Source organism: Streptomyces spinoverrucosus (genome assembly GCF_006539505.1).
Lineage (GTDB): Bacteria > Actinomycetota > Actinomycetes > Streptomycetales > Streptomycetaceae > Streptomyces > Streptomyces spinoverrucosus.
On the sequence record NZ_BJND01000012.1, the window covers coordinates 206,525 to 225,560 of the forward strand.

General features: G+C 70.8%; 14 protein-coding genes. 12 read left to right on the top strand and 2 right to left on the bottom strand.

All coding sequences use genetic code 11. The features are described 5' to 3' along the window. Positions 1-69: 69 nt before the first annotated feature. Positions 70-1,077 carry a hypothetical protein gene (locus SSP24_RS09220; protein WP_229864862.1) on the bottom strand — a complete coding sequence of 336 codons (1,008 nt, stop codon included), beginning with the start codon at positions 1,075-1,077 and terminating at the stop codon, positions 70-72. A gap of 302 nt (positions 1,078-1,379) precedes the next feature. Here SSP24_RS09220 and uvrC point away from each other — a divergent pair, with 302 nt between their 5' ends. The 12 genes from uvrC (at position 1,380) to SSP24_RS45295 (ending at position 16,308) form a co-directional block, all read left to right on the top strand. Continuing rightward, complete coding sequence (uvrC, locus tag SSP24_RS09225; protein ID WP_141308745.1) at positions 1,380-3,509, top strand: excinuclease ABC subunit UvrC; 2,130 nt, start codon at positions 1,380-1,382, stop codon at positions 3,507-3,509. Beyond that, the gene (gene rapZ / locus SSP24_RS09230) at positions 3,506-4,522 is read left to right on the top strand and encodes an RNase adapter RapZ (protein WP_141308747.1); all 1,017 of its coding nucleotides are present in this window, start codon (positions 3,506-3,508) and stop codon (positions 4,520-4,522) included. Before uvrC ends, rapZ begins: the two co-directional genes overlap by 4 nt. Beyond that, positions 4,519-5,586 (top strand): gluconeogenesis factor YvcK family protein, encoded by a 1,068-nt coding sequence (locus SSP24_RS09235; RefSeq protein WP_141308749.1) that lies wholly within the window; start codon positions 4,519-4,521, stop codon positions 5,584-5,586. The genes rapZ and SSP24_RS09235 overlap by 4 nt, the downstream gene beginning before the upstream one ends. After that, positions 5,577-6,566: a DNA-binding protein WhiA gene (whiA, locus tag SSP24_RS09240; protein ID WP_141308751.1), complete on the top strand. Its 990-nt coding sequence runs from the start codon at positions 5,577-5,579 to the stop codon at positions 6,564-6,566. The genes SSP24_RS09235 and whiA overlap by 10 nt, the downstream gene beginning before the upstream one ends. Positions 6,567-6,789: 223 nt before the next feature. After that, the gene (locus tag SSP24_RS09245) at positions 6,790-9,741 is read left to right on the top strand and encodes a M14 family metallopeptidase (protein ID WP_141308753.1); all 2,952 of its coding nucleotides are present in this window, start codon (positions 6,790-6,792) and stop codon (positions 9,739-9,741) included. Positions 9,742-9,965: 224 nt separating this feature from the next. Further along, the gene (gap, locus tag SSP24_RS09250; protein WP_141308755.1) at positions 9,966-10,973 is read left to right on the top strand and encodes a type I glyceraldehyde-3-phosphate dehydrogenase; all 1,008 of its coding nucleotides are present in this window, start codon (positions 9,966-9,968) and stop codon (positions 10,971-10,973) included. A gap of 128 nt (positions 10,974-11,101) precedes the next feature. Further along, positions 11,102-12,313 (top strand): phosphoglycerate kinase, encoded by a 1,212-nt coding sequence (locus SSP24_RS09255; RefSeq protein WP_141308757.1) that lies wholly within the window; start codon positions 11,102-11,104, stop codon positions 12,311-12,313. A gap of 6 nt (positions 12,314-12,319) precedes the next feature. Then, on the top strand, positions 12,320-13,096 hold the full coding sequence (gene tpiA / locus SSP24_RS09260) for a triose-phosphate isomerase (protein WP_141308759.1): 777 nt from the start codon (positions 12,320-12,322) through the stop codon (positions 13,094-13,096). 116 nt (positions 13,097-13,212) lie between these two features. Beyond that, positions 13,213-13,443, top strand: coding sequence for a preprotein translocase subunit SecG (secG, locus tag SSP24_RS09265; protein WP_174864633.1), 231 nt, complete (start codon positions 13,213-13,215; stop codon positions 13,441-13,443). Positions 13,444-13,642: 199 nt separating this feature from the next. Then, complete coding sequence (locus SSP24_RS09270; RefSeq protein WP_078066843.1) at positions 13,643-13,978, top strand: RNA polymerase-binding protein RbpA; 336 nt, start codon at positions 13,643-13,645, stop codon at positions 13,976-13,978. Between the two features lie 78 nt (positions 13,979-14,056). After that, positions 14,057-15,706 (top strand): glucose-6-phosphate isomerase, encoded by a 1,650-nt coding sequence (pgi, locus tag SSP24_RS09275; protein WP_141308763.1) that lies wholly within the window; start codon positions 14,057-14,059, stop codon positions 15,704-15,706. Between the two features lie 110 nt (positions 15,707-15,816). After that, a complete protein-coding gene (locus tag SSP24_RS45295; RefSeq protein WP_141308765.1) occupies positions 15,817-16,308 on the top strand; it encodes a DUF2087 domain-containing protein in 492 nt (163 codons plus the stop codon). Between the two features lie 21 nt (positions 16,309-16,329). On the opposite strand, the gene SSP24_RS09285 is transcribed toward SSP24_RS45295, so the two are convergent. Beyond that, the gene (locus tag SSP24_RS09285) at positions 16,330-19,032 is read right to left on the bottom strand and encodes an FtsX-like permease family protein (protein ID WP_141308767.1); all 2,703 of its coding nucleotides are present in this window, start codon (positions 19,030-19,032) and stop codon (positions 16,330-16,332) included. Positions 19,033-19,036 lie beyond the last annotated feature (4 nt).

Consider the following 19,036-nt stretch of genomic DNA (forward strand, 5'->3'; position numbering starts at 1 on the left):
ACGTAAACGCTTGCGCAAACGTTTACGTCATCCCGGTCGCCAGGTCACCAGGTCACCCCCACCCACCCCTCACCCGGCACCGCCCCACTCCCACCCGATCCCCACGATCCCCGCCCGCACCCGCGGCTCCACCAGGTGCACCGAGTGATGCCGCCCGGTCAGCGGCAGATCCTGGTGCCCACTGCGCGGGGCCGCCGCCGACTGCTGGGTGAACCGGTGACACCGCACCGGCAGGGCGTTCTCGTCGAACCGCACCTGAAGGGCGTACTGGCCCCCGGCCGGCCCGAAGCCGCGGACGTACTCATGTGACACACCCGCCGTGCCGTCCTCCACGCCGTAGCGGAAGAGGAAGGTGTCGCCGCCCCGCAGCCGAGTGTCGAAGAGCAGCTCCGCGACCAGGACGCCGGTCTCGTGGTGCCAACGGACGCGTCCGGTGCGGCAGTTCTCCAGGGCGTGCACGGTCATGCGGTCCGGCGCGCACCCGGGGTCGCCGTGGTGGACGGCCACGAAGCGGTCGACGCCGTCCCGGTGCGCGCGCACGACGTGGTGCGACTCGCACCCCAGCAGCTCGCGGCGCGCCCCGATCCGTACCCGTTCGTGGTGTCCGAGCATGTGCAGCCCGCCGTCGCGCGGTGCGCCCAGCTCGGTGAGGAGCCGTTCCAGGACGCCCGAGGCCTCCACGAGGGACCGGTAGGAGCGGCCCTCGGGGCGGCGCGCGGAGGCACGGTCGTCGGCCGTCTCGGCGAGCAGCCGGATCAGCGATTCCTCCGGGAGGTGGAGGATCTCCTCCAGGGCCCGGACGGCGCGCAGCGACTCGGGGCGCTGGGGGCGGCGGGCGCCCTGCTGCCAGTAACTCAGGCTCGTGACGCCCACTTTCACGCCGTACCGCGTCAGATGGTGCTGCACCCGCTGCAACGGCAGTCCGCGAGCGGCTATCGCGGCGCGCAGCGCGACATGGAAGGGGCCGCCGCGCAGGGCCGTGTCCAGTTCGGAGTCCGATTCCGTGTCCAGCGCCGAGTCCAGCTCCGTGTCCAGTTCCGCGGGGACGACGTCCGCGTGCGGTGTGGCGTGCGGCATGCAGGGGCCTTTCTGTGCTGGAGCACAACGGTTGCTCGGTCCGTTCGCGCAGGTCGTCCGGGTCATCCGGGCGGCGTCGGGCCGTCTTCCCATCCGTACGCCGTCGTGCACGGTCCCGAGTTCCTCCGCATTGAAGCGTGTTGACCATGCCTCGACAACACCTGAAGCCCAACCGTGGTGTGCTCGTGGCCGAGGTTCGACCGGTGCCCCACGGCTGATCGTCCACCGGATCGACCGGCGGTGCGGTGGGCGTTGTCCACAGGCCCGCCGGAGTGTCACTGCTCGCCAGTAGGGTGTGAGACATGGCCGATCCCTCCAGCTACCGCCCCAGGCCGGGAGACATCCCGGACTCCCCAGGGGTGTACCGGTTCCGCGACGAGCACCGCCGGGTGATCTACGTCGGAAAGGCGAAGAGCCTGCGCCAGCGCCTGGCCAACTACTTCCAGGACCTGGCCGGCCTGCACCCGCGCACCCGGAGCATGGTCACCACGGCCGCGTCCGTGGAGTGGACGGTGGTGTCCACGGAGGTCGAGGCACTGCAGCTGGAGTACTCCTGGATCAAGGAGTACGACCCCCGGTTCAACGTCAAGTACCGCGACGACAAGAGCTACCCGTACCTCGCGGTGACGATGAACGAGCAGTACCCGCGCGTGCAGGTGATGCGCGGCCACAAGAAGAAGGGCGTGCGGTACTTCGGGCCGTACGCGCACGCGTGGGCCATCCGGGACACGGTCGACCTGCTGCTGCGCGTCTTCCCCGTGCGCACCTGCTCGACCGGCGTCTTCAAGAACGCCCGCCGCACCGGCCGCCCCTGTCTGCTCGGCTACATCGGCAAGTGCTCCGCGCCCTGCGTCGGCCGGATCTCCGACGAGGACCACCTGGAGCTGGCGGAGGAGTTCTGCGACTTCATGACGGGCCGCACGGGCACGTACCTGCGCCGTCTGGAAAAGCAGATGGCTCAGGCGGCCGAAGAGCTGGAGTACGAGCGGGCGGCCCGGCTGCGCGACGACATCGAGGCCCTGAAGAAGGCCATGGAGAAGAACGCGGTCGTGCTCGCCGACGCGACCGACGCCGACCTGATCGCCGTGGCCGAGGACGAGCTGGAAGCGGCCGTGCAGATCTTCCACGTCCGTGGCGGCCGCGTCCGCGGCCAGCGCGGCTGGGTCACCGACAAGGTCGAGGAGATCACCACCGGCGCCCTGGTGGAGCACGCCCTGCAGCAGCTGTACGGGGAGGAGACCGGCGACGCGGTCCCCAAGGAGGTCCTCGTCCCGGCGCTGCCCGACCCGGTGGAGCCGGTGCAGGAGTGGCTGACCGTGCGCCGGGGTTCGAACGTCTCGCTGCGCATCCCGCAGCGCGGCGACAAGAAGGCCCTGATGGAGACCGTGCAGCGCAACGCCCTCCAGGCACTCGCGCTGCACAAGACCAAGCGCGCCTCGGACCTGACCACGCGCTCGCGCGCGCTGGAGGAGATCGCCGACGCCCTGGACCTGGACAGCGCCCCGCTGCGGATCGAGTGCTACGACATCTCGCACCTCCAGGGCGACGACGTGGTGGCCTCCATGGTCGTCTTCGAGGACGGGCTGCAGCGCAAGAGCGAGTACCGCCGCTTCCAGATCAAGGGCTTCCGAGGGCAGGACGACGTCCGCTCGATGCACGAGGTGATCACCCGCCGCTTCCGGCGCTACCTCGCCGAGAAGGAGAAGACGGGCGAGTGGGCCGACGGCGAGCCGGGCCTCACGAACGGCCACACGAACGGCGCCACGGGCGACGGCAGCGCCACCAGCGACGGCAGCGCCAACGGTGACACGAACGGCCTCATCAGCTCCCTCACCGAGGACGACGGCCGCCCCAAGCGCTTCGCCTACCCCCCGCAGCTGGTCGTCGTCGACGGCGGGCAGCCGCAGGTCGCCGCCGCCCAGCGGGCCCTGGACGAGCTGGGCATCGACGACATCGCCGTGTGCGGCCTCGCCAAGCGCCTGGAGGAGGTCTGGCTGCCCGGTGAGGACGACCCGGTCATCCTGCCCCGCACCAGCGAAGGCCTCTACCTGCTGCAACGCGTCCGCGACGAGGCGCACCGGTTCGCGATCACCTACCAGCGCAGCAAGCGCGCCAAGCGCATCCGCTCCAGCCCCCTGGACGACGTACCGGGGCTCGGCGAGACCCGCAAACAGGCGCTGATCAAGCACTTCGGGTCGGTGAAGAAGCTGCGCGCAGCGACCATCGACCAGATCTGCGAGGTGCCGGGCATAGGTCGCAAGACGGCCGAGACGATCGCCCTGGCGCTCGCCCGGACGGCTCCGGCCGCACCCGCCGTCAACACGGCGACTGGAGAGATCATGGAAGACGGGGCACCCGAGACGACGGCGGGTACCCCAGGGGAGCCCGTGCCCACGGGCGCCCCGGACGAGCGACGGGGGCAGGAGAGATGACCGAGCAAGACAAGCAGTCCACAGCCAAGCGAGATCAGGAAACCGAGGAAACTCACAAGGTGACCGACGAGGATCGCACCCGGCAGGACGCGCCTCAGGACGACGGAGCACAGGTGGGTACGGGCATCGAAGCAGGCGGGGTCCCCGAAGCGGCCATCCCCGAACTGGTGATCATCTCGGGCATGTCCGGCGCCGGACGCTCGACGGCCGCGAAGTGCCTGGAGGACCTCGGCTGGTTCGTGGTCGACAACCTTCCGCCCGCGCTGATCCCCACCATGGTGGAGCTCGGTGCCCGCTCGCAGGGCAACGTGGCGCGGATCGCGGTCGTCGTCGACGTACGCGGCCGGCGCTTCTTCGACAACCTGCGCGAGTCCCTCGCCGACCTCGACACCCGCGGGGTCACCCGGCGGATCGTCTTCCTGGAGTCCTCCGACGAGGCCCTGGTGCGCCGCTTCGAGTCGGTGCGCCGCCCGCACCCCCTCCAGGGCGACGGCCGGATCGTCGACGGCATCGCGGCCGAGCGGGAGCTGCTGCGCGAGCTGCGCGGCGACGCCGACCTGGTGATCGACACCTCCAGCCTCAACGTCCACGAGCTGCGCGCCAAGATGGACGCCCAGTTCGCGGGCGAGGAGGAGCCGGAGCTGCGGGCCACCGTCATGTCCTTCGGCTACAAGTACGGCCTGCCGGTCGACGCCGACCTCGTCGTCGACTGCCGCTTCCTGCCCAACCCGCACTGGGTCCCGGAGCTGCGCCCGTTCACCGGCCTCAACGAGGAGGTGTCGGGCTATGTCTTCAACCAGCCCGGCGCGAAGGAGTTCCTCGACCGGTATGCCGAGCTGCTCCAGCTCATCGCGACCGGTTACCGGCGCGAGGGCAAGCGGTATGTGACCATCGCGGTCGGCTGCACCGGCGGCAAGCACCGCTCGGTCGCGATGTCGGAGAAGCTCGCCGCGCGCCTGGCGGCCGAGGGCGTGGAGACGGTGGTCGTGCACCGGGACATGGGACGGGAATGACGGGACGTACGTTGCGGCTGAGCCGGCTGCGCAGGGTCACCCCCGAGGGGCGGGGCGGCCGGCTCACCGAGTCCCGGGGCGGCCGGGCACGCCGCCGGGGCACCCAGCCCAAGGTGGTCGCCCTCGGCGGCGGCATGGGACTGTCCGCCTCGCTCGCCGCGCTGCGCCGGATCACCGGGGACCTCACCGCCGTCGTCACCGTGGCCGACGACGGCGGCTCCAGCGGCCGGCTCCGCGACGAGCTGGGCGTGCTGCCGCCCGGCGATCTGCGCAAGGCGCTGGCCGCGCTATGCGGCGACGACGACTGGGGCCAGACCTGGGCCCGCGTCATCCAGCACCGCTTCCAGTCCAAGGGCGAACTGCACGACCACGCGGTCGGCAACCTGCTGATCGTCGCCCTGTGGGAGCAGCTCGGCGACCATGTCCTCGCCCTCGACCTGGTCGGCAAGCTGCTCGGCGCGCACGGGCGGGTGCTGCCCATGTCCGCCGTGCCGCTGGAGCTCCAGGCGCTGGTCAAGGGGCACGACCGGGAGCGGCCCGAGGACATCGACACCATCCGCGGGCAGGCGAACGTCGCCCTGACCCCCGGCGAGGTGCAGTCCGTGCACCTGGTGCCGAACGACCCGCCCGCCGTCCCGGAGGCCGTCGAGGCGGTGCTGGACGCGGACTGGGTGGTGCTCGGCCCCGGCTCCTGGTTCTCCTCGGTCATCCCGCATCTGCTCGTGCCCGAGCTGCTGGACGCCCTGACCGAGACGAAGGCACGCCGGGTACTCTCGCTGAACCTCGCCCCGCAGCCCGGAGAAACCGAGGGCTTCTCCCCGCAGCGTCATTTGGAGGTTTTGGGACGACACGCCCCTAAACTCGCCCTGGACGTGGTGCTGGCCGACGAGGCCGCCGTGCCCGACCGCGACTTGCTGACCGACGCCGCCAAGCGTTTCGGAGCCGCGGTCGAGCTGGCGCCGGTGGCCCGGACGGACGGGAGTCCGCGGCACGACCCGGAGCTGCTGGCCGCCGCGTACGACCGTATTTTTCGGATGCATGGAAGGATCGGCCCATGGCGATGACGGCAGCGGTGAAGGATGAGATCTCCCGGCTCCCCGTCACCCGGACCTGCTGCAGGAAGGCGGAGGTCTCCGCCATTCTGCGGTTCGCCGGCGGCCTTCACCTGGTCAGCGGGCGCATCGTGATCGAGGCGGAGCTGGACACCGCGATGGCGGCGCGGCGGCTCAAGCGGGACATCCTGGAGATCTTCGGGCACAGCTCGGAGCTGATCGTGATGGCTCCGGGTGGCTTGCGGCGCGGTTCGCGGTACGTCGTCCGGGTCGTCGCCGGTGGCGATCAGCTGGCCCGGCAGACCGGCCTGGTCGACGGCCGGGGCCGCCCGATCCGGGGCCTGCCCCCGCAGGTGGTCTCGGGGGCCACCTGTGACGCCGAGGCGGCCTGGCGCGGCGCGTTCCTGGCGCACGGTTCGCTCACCGAGCCCGGCCGCAGCTCCTCCCTCGAGGTGACCTGCCCGGGCCCCGAGGCCGCGCTCGCCCTGGTCGGCGCCGCCCGCCGCCTGTCGATCGCCGCGAAGGCCCGCGAGGTGCGGGGCGTGGACCGGGTGGTCGTCCGGGACGGTGACGCGATCGGCGCGCTGCTCACCCGGCTCGGCGCCCATGAGTCCGTGCTGGCCTGGGAGGAGCGGCGGATGCGCCGCGAGGTTCGCGCCACGGCGAACCGCCTCGCCAACTTCGACGACGCCAACCTGCGCCGCTCCGCCCGCGCGGCCGTCGCCGCCGGCGCCCGTGTCCAACGCGCCCTGGAGATCCTCGGTGACGACGTCCCCGAGCACCTCGCCGCCGCAGGCCGACTCCGTATGGAGCACAAGCAGGCGTCGCTGGAGGAGCTGGGTGCGCTGGCCGACCCGCCGCTGACCAAGGACGCCGTCGCGGGACGTATCCGCCGCCTGCTCGCCATGGCCGACAAGCGCGCGTCCGACCTGGGAATCCCGGGCACGGAGGCCAACCTCACGGAGGAACTGGCCGACAACCTCGCGGGGTGACCCTGCACGGGCAGGGGTGACCCGAAAGGTAGGGATGACCTGAAGGGCAGGGGTGACCTGGGGTCAGGGAAGACCTGAAGGGCCATCAAGACGCCGGTGAAGACGCCTACATGGGTGGTCGACACCGGCGTTCGCGTGTCATGAGGCGGTCTTGACTTGACCATGCCCTGTCATGAGCCTGGCATCCACTCGCCACCGTGGCGAACCACCGCAAGGGGGGCTCATGAGACGAAGAGCGAGATCGATCCTCGCCGCCGGCGTGCTCCTGCTGGGCGGCCTCACCCTGGCACCCTTGGCCCAGGCCGACGAGAAGGCATCCGACCCCGACACCGAAGAGGTCAAGGTCTTCCGCGCCGACGTCACCCAGCAGCAGGTACCCCTGCTGCTCGCCACCGGACAGGACAGTCACGAACTCGGCGAACAGATCCCCGAGAAGGGCACCGCCACCGTCGAGGTCTACCTCACCGACAAACAGGCCGACAAGCTCCAGAAGCAGGGCATCGACCTCAAGGAGCACAGGCTCTCGGCGCAGGCACACGCGCGCGTGACCGCCGCGGGCGAGGGCGTCTTCCGGCCGTACAGCGGCAAGGGCAACCTCAAGGAGGAGATCCTCAGGACCGGTCAGGAGCACCCGTCCCTGACCAAGGTGGTCTCCATCGGCAAATCCCTCCAGGGCCAGGACATCCTCGCCCTCAAGCTCACCAAGAACGCCAGGAAGACCAAGGACGGCGCCAAACCCTCCGTCCTCTATCTGTCCAACCAGCACGCGCGCGAGTGGATCACCCCGGAGATGACCCGGCGGCTGATGCACCACTACCTGGACAACTACGCCACCGACAAGCGCATCAAGAAGCTCGTCGACACCACCGAACTGTGGTTCGTCCTCTCCGCCAACCCCGACGGCTACGACTGGACGCACCACCCCGACGGCGACCGCCAGTGGCGCAAGAACATGCGCGACAACAACGGCGACGGCCACTACACCATCGGCGACGGCGTCGACCTCAACCGCAACTTCGCCTACAAGTGGGGCTACGACGACGAGGGTTCCTCCCCGTACCCCACCAGCCAGACCTACCGCGGCCCCGGCCCCAACTCCGAGCCCGAGACCAAGGCGCTGGACGCCTTCTTCCAGCGCATCGGCTTCGAGTACGGCATCAACTACCACTCCGCCGCCGAGCTGATCCTCTACGGCGTCGGCTGGCAGGTCGCTTCGCCCACCCCGGACGACGTCCTCTACAAGTCCCTCGCCGGCACGCCCGAGAACCCGGCCGTCCCCGGCTACCACCCGCAGCTCTCCTCCGAGCTGTACACCACCAACGGCGAGACCGACGGCCACGCGGCCAACCTGCACGGCGCGGCCATGTTCACGCCCGAGATGTCGACCTGTCAGACCGTCTCCAACGCCGACCCGGACGACGCCTGGGAGGCCGCCGACTGCGCGTCGATCTTCACCTTCCCGGACGACGAGAAGCTGATCCAGCAGGAGTTCGAGAAGAACATCCCGTTCGCGCTCTCCGTCGCCGAGTCCGCCGCCCGGCCCGACCAGCCCAAGTCCTCGGTCGGCATCGACGCCCCCGACTTCACGCCCGCGCCGTTCACCACGTCGTACGCGCGCGGCGCCGACCAGGAGGTCTCCGTCGTCGTACGCAAGTCCGTGCGCGACAAGGAGCTCAAGTACCGCGTCAACGGCGGCCGTACGCACGACACGCGGCTTCGGCCCTGGCGGGGCGGCGAGACGTACGGCGGTGAGGACAACCTCTACTTCGACGAGTACCGGGCGGAGGTCGACGACGGCGACCCCGGAGACACGGTCGAGGTCTGGTTCACCGGCAGGACGAAGTCCGGAAAGCGCACCGAGAGCGAGCACTTCACCTACACGGTCGCCGATCGGCCGCGCGCCGACGTACTCGTCGTCGCCGAGGAGGGCGCACCGGCGACCCAGGCGCAGACGTACGTCGACGCGCTGAAGGCCAACGGGGAACGGGCCGTCGTCTGGGACGTCGCCACCCAGGGCGCACCGGACGCGCTCGGGGTGCTGCGGCACTTCGACACGGTCGTCCACTACACCGGCGCCGTCCGCCCGGGCGTCGCCACACAGCTCGCACTGCGCGCCTACCTCAATGAGGGCGGCAAGCTGATCGAGGCGGGCGAGACGGCCGGCGGCTCGGTCGACCTCGGCGGGGGCACCCTGTCGAACGACTTCAGCCAGTACTACCTGGGCGCCCACACCCGCACGTCCCTGCCGGACGTCACCGGCTTCACCGGCACCGGCAGGCTGGCGGGCGTCACGGGAACCCTCGGCGACACGCCCGGCAACCCGCTGGACACCGCCGGATCGTTCGGCGTCACCTCCGACACCCTGCCCGTGGAGACGTTCCCGCAGTTCGAGAGCGCCGGCGCGGGCCAGTACCCGGGGACCGTCAACCCGTACGGCCCGTACGAAGGCGCGTCCATGGCGGCCGTCACGCACTCCGACTACGCCTGGAACCGCCTGACCCGCACCATCGACCTCACCTCGGTCAGCGCGTCCGACGCCCCGACCCTGCGCACCCGGCTGCTGTGGAACACGGAAGAGGGCTACGACCACGCCGTCCTGGAGGCCCACACGGCCGGGGCCGACGACTGGACCACGCTCCCGGAGAAGAACGGCGCCACCGGCACCGCCGTACCCACCGAGTGCGAGGCCGGTTACTTCATCCAGGCGCACCCGGCGCTCAAGCGGTATCTGACCCTCGGTGAGGGCGGCTGCACGCCCACCGGGACCAGCGGCTCCTGGAACAGCTTCACCGGTGCCTCCGACGGCTGGCAGCAGGTGGAGTTCGACCTCTCCGCGTACGCCGGGAAGACGGTCGAGGTCTCCCTCAGCTACGTCACCGACCCGGGCTCCGGCGGCCACGGCGTCCTCGCCGACAACGCCGCCGTCGTCATCGGCGGTACGGCGGGGCAGACCGACGGCTTCGAGACCTCGCTCGGTGCCTGGAGCACCCCCGGACCGCCCGCGGGCAGCCCGGCGGTGGTCAAGGACTGGGGTCTGTCCGGGGAACTGTTCAAGACATATGGAGCGGTCACCACGGACGACACGGTGCTGCTCGGATTCGGCCTGGAACACGTCACCGCGGCGGCCGACCGCAGGGACCTGATCGGCGAGGCGCTCACCGCGCTCGACGACTGAACACCAGGTCAACGACCGCCCACTGTTCGTAGTCATATCGGGTGATCGGGTCGCACGGCCCGGGCGGTCCGTACCCCTACTGGCGGGTACGGACCGCACTGCCGTGTATGGGCCATCTCGATGTCACCACGGGGGCCTCGGGGAGGTAGGGTCGTAGGCGGTCGGGGACATCCCATACAGCTCGCCGGCATCAACGGCCGGCGTACCAACGAGGAGATCGGTTCGTGACGATCCGCGTAGGCATCAACGGCTTTGGCCGCATCGGTCGTAACTACTTCCGCGCGCTGCTGGAGCAGGGTGCAGACATCGAGATCGTGGCTGTCAACGACCTGGGTGACACCGCGACCACCGCTCACCTGCTGAAGTACGACACCATCCTGGGCCGCCTCAAGCAGGAGGTCACGCACACCGCCGACACGATCACCGTCGACGGCCACACCATCAAGGTGCTGTCCGAGCGCAACCCCGCCGAGATCCCGTGGGGCGAGCTGGGCGTCGACATCGTCATCGAGTCGACCGGCATCTTCACCAAGAAGGAAGACGCCGAGAAGCACATCGCCGGCGGTGCCAAGAAGGTCATCATCTCCGCCCCGGCGAAGAACGAAGACGTGACCATCGTCATGGGCGTCAACCAGGACCAGTACGACCCGGCGAACCACCACGTCATCTCCAACGCCTCCTGCACCACCAACTGCGTGGCGCCGATGGCGAAGGTCCTCGACGAGAACTTCGGCATCGTCAAGGGCCTGATGACGACGGTCCACGCGTACACCAACGACCAGCGCATCCTGGACTTCCCGCACAAGGACCTGCGCCGCGCCCGCGCCGCCGCCGAGAACATCATCCCGACCACCACCGGTGCCGCCAAGGCCACCGCCCTGGTCCTGCCGCAGCTCAAGGGCAAGCTGGACGGCATCGCGATGCGCGTCCCGGTCCCGACCGGCTCGGTCACCGACCTGGTCGTCGAGCTCGGCCGCGAGGTCACCAAGGAAGAGGTCAACGCCGCCTTCCAGAAGGCCGCCGAGGGCGAGCTGAAGGGCCTCCTCGACTACACGGAGGACCCGATCGTCTCCTCCGACATCGTCAACGCCCCGGCGTCCTGCACCTTCGACTCCTCCCTGACCATGGTCCAGGAGGGCAAGAACGTGAAGGTCATCGGCTGGTACGACAACGAGTGGGGCTACTCGAACCGCCTCGTCGACCTCACGGTCTTCGTCGGCAACCAGCTCTGAGCAGCACCCACAGGCACCTCGATGTGAGGCAGGGCTCGGGCAGCGCACGCCGCGTCGCCCGAGCCCTGCCTCACGTACAGATCGACCAGCCCTCTCGTAGCGAGAGCGCCCTTCCCAGGAGCCCCCTCATGAAGACGATCGACGAGCTTCTCGCCGACGGCGTGGCCGGCAAGCGGGTCTTCGTCCGCGCCGACCTCAACGTGCCGCTGGACGGCACCACCATCACCGACGACGGCCGTATCCGCGCCGTACTGCCCACCGTCAAGGCACTGGCCGAGGCGGGCGCCCGCGTGGTCGTCGCCTCGCACCTGGGCCGCCCCAAGGGCGCCCCGGACCCCGCCTTCTCGCTCGCCCCGGCCGCCGCGCGGCTCGGTGAACTCCTCGGCGCCGACGTCGCGTTCGCCACCGACACGGTCGGCGACTCCGCGCAGGCCACCGTCGGCGGCCTCGCCGACGGCCAGGTCGCGGTCGTCGAGAACCTACGCTTCAACGCCGGCGAGACGAGCAAGGACGACGCCGAGCGCGCCGCCTTCGCCGACCAGCTCGCCGCCCTCGCCGACGTCTACGTCGGTGACGGCTTCGGCGCGGTTCACCGGGGGCACGCCTCGGTCTTCGACCTGCCGAAGAAGCTGCCGCACTACGCCGGCTACCTCATCGCCACCGAGGTCGGCGTCCTGAAGAAGCTCACCGAGGACGTCAAGCGGCCGTACGTCGTCGCGCTCGGCGGCGCCAAGGTCTCCGACAAGCTCGCCGTCATCGACCAGCTGCTCGGCAAGGCCGACCGCCTGCTCATCGGCGGCGGCATGGCGTACACGTTCCTGAAGGCCAAGGGCTACGAGGTCGGCATCTCGCTGCTCCAGGAGGACCAGATCCCGGCCGTCACCGAGTACATGGAGCGCGCCGAGAAGAACGGCGTCGAGATCGTCCTGCCGGTGGACGTCCTGGTCGCCCCCGAGTTCCCGGACCTGAAGACCAAGGCCCCCGCGAACCCCACCACCGTCGCCGCGGACGCCATCCCGGCCGACCAGGAGGGCCTGGACATCGGTCCTCAGACCCGCAAGCTGTACGCCTCGAAGCTCGCCGACGCCGCCACCGTCTTCTGGAACGGCCCCATGGGCGTCTTCGAGCACCCCGACTACGCCGAGGGCACCCAGGCGGTCGCCCAGGCCCTCATCGACTCCCCGGGTTTCACCGTGGTCGGCGGCGGCGACTCCGCCGCGGCCGTGCGCACCCTGGGCTTCGACGAGCAGGCATTCGGCCACATCTCGACCGGTGGCGGCGCCTCCCTCGAATACCTCGAGGGCAAGACGCTCCCCGGCCTCGCCGCACTGGAGGACTGACCCTCGATGACCACCCGTACGCCGCTGATGGCGGGCAACTGGAAGATGAACCTCAACCACCTGGAGGCCATCGCCCACACCCAGAAGCTCGCCTTCGCTCTGGCCGACAAGGACTACGAGGCCGTCGAGGTCGCCGTCCTGCCCCCCTTCACCGACCTGCGCTCCGTACAGACCCTGGTCGAGCACGACAAGCTGAAGATCAAGTACGGCGCCCAGGACATCTCGGTGCACGACGGCGGTGCCTACACCGGCGAGATCTCCGGCCCGATGCTGGCCAAGCTGAGGTGCACGTACGTGGCGATCGGCCACTCCGAGCGCCGCCAGTACCACGGCGAGACCGACGAGCTGGTGAACGCCAAGGTCAAGGCCGCCTTCAAGAACGGCATCACGCCGATCATGTGCGTCGGTGAGGAGCTGGAGGTCCGCGACGCGGGCAACCACGTCACCCACACCCTCGCCCAGGTCGAGGGCGGTCTGAAGGGCATCCCGGCCGAGCAGGCCGAGACCATCGTGATCGCCTACGAGCCCGTGTGGGCCATCGGCACCGGCAAGGTCTGCGGCGCCGAGGACGCCCAGGAGGTCTGCGCCGCCATCCGCGGCAAGATCGCCGAGCTGTACTCCCAGGAGGTGGCCGACAAGGTCCGCATCCAGTACGGCGGCTCCGTGAAGTCCGGCAACGTCGCCGAGATCATGGGCCAGGCCGACATCGACGGCGCGCTGGTCGGCGGGGCCTCGCTGGACGCGGACGAGTTCGTCAAGATCGTGCGCTTCCGCGACCAGTGAGTCGATCAGTGAGTATGCGGTAGCGGCGATACGTCGTACCCTTGCGGGGACACAGCGGATGGCCGCTGTGTCCCCGTCGTCCATCCGAATCCGAGGAAGTTGGTCCAGCCGTGGTTATGGGGTTCTCCATCGCCCTGATCGTCTTCAGCCTGCTGCTGATGCTGCTGGTGCTGATGCACAAGGGGAAGGGCGGCGGCCTCTCCGACATGTTCGGTGGTGGCATGCAGTCGTCCGTCGGCGGCTCCTCCGTCGCCGAGCGCAACCTGGACCGGATCACCGTGGTGGTCGGTCTGCTGTGGTTCGCGTGCATTGTCGTGCTGGGCATCATGATGAAGATCGACAGCTGAGCCGCCCACGCGTTTCGCACGTAACGCCCCATGTTCGGTACGCGCAGCTGAGCGCGGCCTATCATGGGGCTTGCGTCTATGTGTGGGGGCTGTAACTCCAATCACTGGACGCGCGTTGGGCCTTACGTAGACTGAGGCGCTCGCAGCGAAGCGGAACGCCGACTCGCTTCGCGGCACCATCACGCAGGGAGTTACGACCGTGGCAAGTGGCAACGCGATCCGAGGAAGCCGGGTCGGGGCGGGGCCGATGGGCGAGGCCGAGCGCGGCGAGTCCGCGCCGCGTCTGCGCGTCTCCTTCTGGTGCTCCAACGGGCACGAGACCCAGCCGAGCTTCGCCAGCGACGCGCAGGTCCCCGACACCTGGGACTGCCCGCGCTGCGGCTTCCCGGCCGGGCAGGACCGGGACAACCCGCCGGACCCGCCGCGCACCGAGCCCTACAAGACGCATCTGGCGTATGTACGGGAGCGGCGCAGCGACGCGGACGGCGAGGCGATCCTCGCCGAGGCGCTCGCCAAACTGCGCGGCGAGATTTAGCAGTTGGACCCGGCCGGGCACCAAACGCGGTGCCCGGCCGGACCTGCTTGGTGTTCAGGGTCGCTGTAGGTTGGGACCATGAACGCAGACGGCCGTACCAGGCTGAATCAGACACCCGAGTGGACCGCTCTGGCCAAGCACCATGAGGAGTTCGCGGACACCCATCTGCGGGATCTGTTCGCGGCGAACCCCGGGCGCGGCTCCGGCTACACACTCCAGGTCGGTGACCTGTTCATCGACTACTCCAAGCACCTCGTCACCGACGAGACGCTGCGGCTGCTGCGCGAGCTGGCCGCCGCCACCGACGTCTTCGGGCTGCGCGACGCCATGTTCCGCGGCGAGAAGATCAACACCACCGAGAACCGCGCCGTCCTGCACACCGCGCTGCGCGCACCCCGGGACGCGGTGGTCGAGGTCGACGGTGAGAACGTCGTGCCCGGCGTGCACGCCGTGCTCGACAAGATGGCCGACTTCGCCGAGCGGGTCCGTTCGGGGGAGTGGACCGGACACACCGGCCGGCGGATCCGCAATGTCGTCAACGTCGGCATCGGCGGCTCCGACCTCGGCCCGGCGATGGCGTACGAGGTACTGCGCGCCTTCACCGACCGCGAGCTGACTGTCCGTTTCGTCTCCAATGTCGACGGCGCCGATCTGCACGAGGCGACCCGCGACCTGGACCCGGCCGAGACGCTGTTCATCATCGCGTCCAAGACCTTCACCACCATCGAGACGGTCACCAACGCCACCTCCGCGCGCACCTGGCTGCTGGACGCCCTCGGTGACGAGGCCGCCGTCGCCAAGCACTTCGTCGCTTTGTCGACGAATGCCGAGAAAGTCGCCGAGTTCGGCATCGACACGGCCAACATGTTCGAGTTCTGGGACTGGGTCGGCGGCCGTTACTCGTACGACTCCGCGATCGGCCTGTCGCTGATGATCGCCATCGGCCCGGACCGCTTCAGGGAGATGCTCGACGGCTTCCGCATCGTCGACGAGCACTTCCGCACCGCGCCCGCCGAGTCCAACGTGCCGCTGCTGCTGGGCCTGCTCGGCATCTGGTACGGCAACTTCCACGACGCCCAGTCGCACGCCGTACTGCCGTACTCGCACTACCTGTCGAAGTTCACGGCGTATCTGCAGCAGCTCGACATGGAGTCCAACGGCAAGTACGTCGGCCGGGACGGCCGTGCGGTGGAGTGGCAGACCGGGCCGGTCGTCTGGGGCACGCCCGGCACCAACGGGCAGCACGCCTACTACCAGCTCATCCACCAGGGCACCAAGCTGATCCCGGCGGACTTCATCGGCTTCGCCGAGCCGGTCGCCGAACTGAGCGACGAGCTGAAGGCACAGCACGACCTGCTGATGGCCAACTTCTTCGCCCAGACCCAGGCGCTGGCCTTCGGCAAGACGCCCGAGGAAGTGCGTGCGGAGGGCGTGCCGGACGAACTGGTCGCGCACAAGACGTTCAAGGGCAACCACCCGACGACGACGATCCTCGCGCGCGAGCTGACCCCGTCCGTGCTTGGCCAGCTGGTCGCTCTCTACGAGCACAAGGTGTTCGTGCAGGGCGCGGTGTGGAACATCGACTCCTTCGACCAGTGGGGCGTCGAACTCGGCAAGGTCCTCGCCAAGCGCGTCGAGCCCGCGCTCACCGAGGGCGCGGAGGTGCCCGGCCTGGACGCGTCCACCACATCCCTGGTCGCCAAGTACCGGGAGCTACGCGGCCGTTGAGCCGCAGCCGCCACAAGCAGGTGAGCGGTAGCAGCCAAAAAGCGGATGCGCGGCCGACTTCCGGCGGGTGACACTGCTCCGGCCCGTCACCCGCCGGAAGGACACACACCATGGACCAGCTCCTGGCCGCGCTCGCCGACCCGGAACGGCTGAAGCTGTACGCCCGGATCGTGCTGCAGGACCTGCCGCCCCGCGAGGAGGACTCTGCCGCCGCGCGCAAACACCTGGGGCGCCTGATCTCGGCGGGCCTGGTGGAGCGCCTGCCCGACGGCTCCCTGGAGGCCGACCCGGCGGTCTTCCGCCGCGCCCGCCCCGCCGAGCCGGCGCAATCCGGAGTGCCCCGGCGTCTGACCGGGTTCTTCGCCCAGGGGCGGCTGACGTCGATACCGGTCCGTCCGGTCGTACGCCGCGAACTGCTTGAGCATCTGACGGAAACCCTCTTCACGGCCGACCGCAGCTACACCGAGCGCGAGGTCAACGAGGCGTTCCGCACGGTCCACGACGACACCTCCGCGCTGCGCCGCTACTGCGTGGAGAACGGTCTGCTCGTGCGCGAGCGCGACGGCAGCAGCTACCGGCGCGCCACCGCGGTCACCGTCTGACGGTGTCGCCGGGGGCCGCGCTCAGGCCACCGCACTGAGCGTGTCGGCGAGGCGGCGGCGGGCCGCGCGGGCCGCGGGCAGCGCGGCCAGGGCGGCGGCACCCAGCACGGCGGCCGTACCGAAGAGCAGCAGCAGGCCGGGTGACGGACCCTGCGCTATCCCCGCGCCGATGCCGCTGGATCTGCCCTGGGCGTCGATCAGCCAGTGCGCCAGGGGCAGCCCCACGGCCGTGCCGAGCAGCACCGCGGTCAGAGCGGTGCAGGCGGTGGCCGTGACCGTGACCCCGGTGATCTGCCGTGGGGTCAGGCCGACGGCCTTGAGCGCCAGCAGGTCCCGCTCGCCCTCACGGACCGTGCCGCCGATCACGGTCAGCAGGTCGACGATCCCGATCAGGGCCAGCACGGCGATCAGGCCGAGCACCACCCCGCGCAGCGAGGACAGCCCGTCCGCCGGATTGGGCACGGCGTGCACGTCCAGGTGCCCGCCCGCCGCCGTCGCCAGGTCGCCCGCGACCTCCTGCGGGTCGGCGCCGGGCCGCAGGCGCAGCTCGTAGCGGGTGGGGCGCAGCTCGGGGTCGTTCTCGCGGAGGGTGTCGAGCGAGGTGGAGATGACCCGGCCGGCGTTCTCCGGCTCGATGCTGCGGCCCACGATGTGCAGGATCTGCGGCTGGTCGCCCACGGTCATCCGCACCCAGTCGCCGATGCGCACGTCGAGCAGGTCGAGCAGTCCCTGCCCGGCCACTGCCTCGTCCCGGCCGTGCGCCGGGCGGCCCTCGGCCAGGGCGTACGGGTAGGGGTCCTGGCGGGTGCCGAGACCGCGCAGGGCGATCGTGCCCGTCTGACCCGGCACCAGGGCCGCCACCTCGACGCCCGGGTGGGCGGCGGCGATCCGCGGATCGCGCTCCAGCAGGGCGTGGACCTCGGGGTCGCCGACCTCGCCGCCCGGGCGGACGGTCAGCGCGGCGGCGAGACCGACCTGCTCGGGCCTGCTGTGGAAGCGGTCGATGGTGGTCCAGGCGCTCATCGCCACCACGATCAGCAGCAGCGGCAGCGCCAGCCGGGCGACCGTCGCCGGGGTGCGCGGCCGGCGCGCGAACGCCTTGTGCCAGCCCAGCACCAGCGCCGGCGGCAGCCGCAGTCCCAGCGCGCCGCGCGCCGGGCTCGACAGTGGTCCGGTGGGCGGGGTGGGGGTCTGTGGGACGGGTGCCGGTGGTGTCTGTTGCGCCGCCCGGGCCGCGGGTTTCGTGGTCGACGGTCGGCGGACGAGCGTCGTCTTGTGCCGGGCCAAGATCAGCGTGGGCGGTATTCGCAGCCGCAGCCGCAGCCGCAGCCGCAGCCGCAGCCGCAGCCGCAGCCGCAGCCGCAGCCCCAGCGCGCCGCGCGCCGGGCTCGACAGTGGTCCGGTGGGCGGGGTGGGGGTCTGTGGGACGGGTGCCGGTGGTGTCTGTTGCGCCGCCCGGGCCGCGGGTTTCGTGGTCGACGGTCGGCGGACGAGCGTTGTCTTGTGCCAGGCCGAGATCAGCGTGGGCGGTATTCGCAGCCGCAGCCGCAGCCGCAGCCCCAGCGCGCCGCGCGCCAGGCCCGACAGCCGTCCGGCCGCCGGGGTGGCGGTCCGGGGCACGGGCACCGGCGGCACCCGTCCCGCCCGCCAGGCCGCGAGCCCGGTGGTCGCGGCGATGAACAGCACCGCGCCCACCGGTATCCCGACCAGGGCCGCTGTGTGCCCCGGCAGCCCCTGCCACACGTCGACCGCGTCCCCGAGGCGGCCCGGGATCAGGCTGCCCAGGCCTTCCGTGAGCGCCGCCGCGGCCACCGCGCCGAGCAGGGCGTACGCGACGTGCTGGAGCAGGAAGACGCGGACGACCTGCCCGGGCGTGAAGCCGATCGCCTTCAGCACCGAGATGTCCCGCAGATGCCCCCGGATCCGGGTGCCGATCGCCCCGTGCACGGCCAGCCCCGCGGCGAGCAGGGCACCCAGCCCGAACAGGCCCAGCACCTGGCCGAGCAGCCGCGTGTCGCCCTGCGCCTCGGACCGGGCCTGCTGCCAGGTGGAGACCTCGCTGACCGCACCGGCCCCGAGCACGGTGACGGCGCGCTGGACGGCGTAGCCCGTCTCGTCCGGATCCGTCAGGCGCAGCCCCGTCACCTCGCCGTCCGGGGCGCGTACGGCGGACGGCAGCGCCCAGACGAGGCCCGGACGCTCACCGGGGCGGTAGCGCGGCTCGGCGCTGTCGGCGATCCCGGCGACGGTGAGCGTGCGTGCGGTGCCGGGCAGCGTGAGGACGTCGCCGGGCCGGGCGAGCAGGGCACGGGCCAGGCGGCTCTCCAGCACCACGCCGTCGGGGTGCGCGCCGTCCAGCCAGCGGCCCGAGGTGAGGACGGGGCGCCCGGTGGCGGGGTGGGCGGTCGTGCCGCGCAGTTCGACCGAGGCGCGGATGCCACGGGCGGCGACGGTGGCGGACTCGGTGGGGTAGGGGCCCGCGACGGACTCGACGCCGTCCAGGCCGGAGAGCCTGCCCGCGTCGGCGGCGGGGGTGGTGTGCAGCCATACGTGCGCGTCCCGGGACTGGGTGAACACGCGCTGCCAGGGGTTGGTGGCGTAGCCGAACAGCGCCGTCGCCAGGAGCAGCGAGGCGACGACACCGGCGGTCGCGAGCACGATGAACAGTGCCTCGCCGCGGTGTGCGCGCAGATCGGAGTGCACCCAGCGCAGGGTCGCTCGCATGCTC

Bases quoted from the DNA above. Each gene is read 5' to 3' on its own strand.
- SSP24_RS09220 (WP_229864862.1), bottom strand. From the start codon at position 1,077: ATGCCGCACGCCACACCGCACGCGGACGTCGTCCCCGCGGAACTGGAC.
- pgi (WP_141308763.1), top strand. From the start codon at position 14,057: ATGAACGCAGACGGCCGTACCAGGCTGAATCAGACACCCGAGTGGACC.
- whiA (WP_141308751.1), top strand. From the start codon at position 5,577: ATGGCGATGACGGCAGCGGTGAAGGATGAGATCTCCCGGCTCCCCGTC.
- uvrC (WP_141308745.1), top strand. From the start codon at position 1,380: ATGGCCGATCCCTCCAGCTACCGCCCCAGGCCGGGAGACATCCCGGAC.
- SSP24_RS09245 (WP_141308753.1), top strand. From the start codon at position 6,790: ATGAGACGAAGAGCGAGATCGATCCTCGCCGCCGGCGTGCTCCTGCTG.
- tpiA (WP_141308759.1), top strand. From the start codon at position 12,320: ATGACCACCCGTACGCCGCTGATGGCGGGCAACTGGAAGATGAACCTC.
- SSP24_RS45295 (WP_141308765.1), top strand. From the start codon at position 15,817: ATGGACCAGCTCCTGGCCGCGCTCGCCGACCCGGAACGGCTGAAGCTG.
- SSP24_RS09285 (WP_141308767.1), bottom strand. From the start codon at position 19,032: ATGCGAGCGACCCTGCGCTGGGTGCACTCCGATCTGCGCGCACACCGC.
- SSP24_RS09235 (WP_141308749.1), top strand. From the start codon at position 4,519: ATGACGGGACGTACGTTGCGGCTGAGCCGGCTGCGCAGGGTCACCCCC.
- secG (WP_174864633.1), top strand. From the start codon at position 13,213: ATGGGGTTCTCCATCGCCCTGATCGTCTTCAGCCTGCTGCTGATGCTG.
- SSP24_RS09255 (WP_141308757.1), top strand. From the start codon at position 11,102: ATGAAGACGATCGACGAGCTTCTCGCCGACGGCGTGGCCGGCAAGCGG.
- rapZ (WP_141308747.1), top strand. From the start codon at position 3,506: ATGACCGAGCAAGACAAGCAGTCCACAGCCAAGCGAGATCAGGAAACC.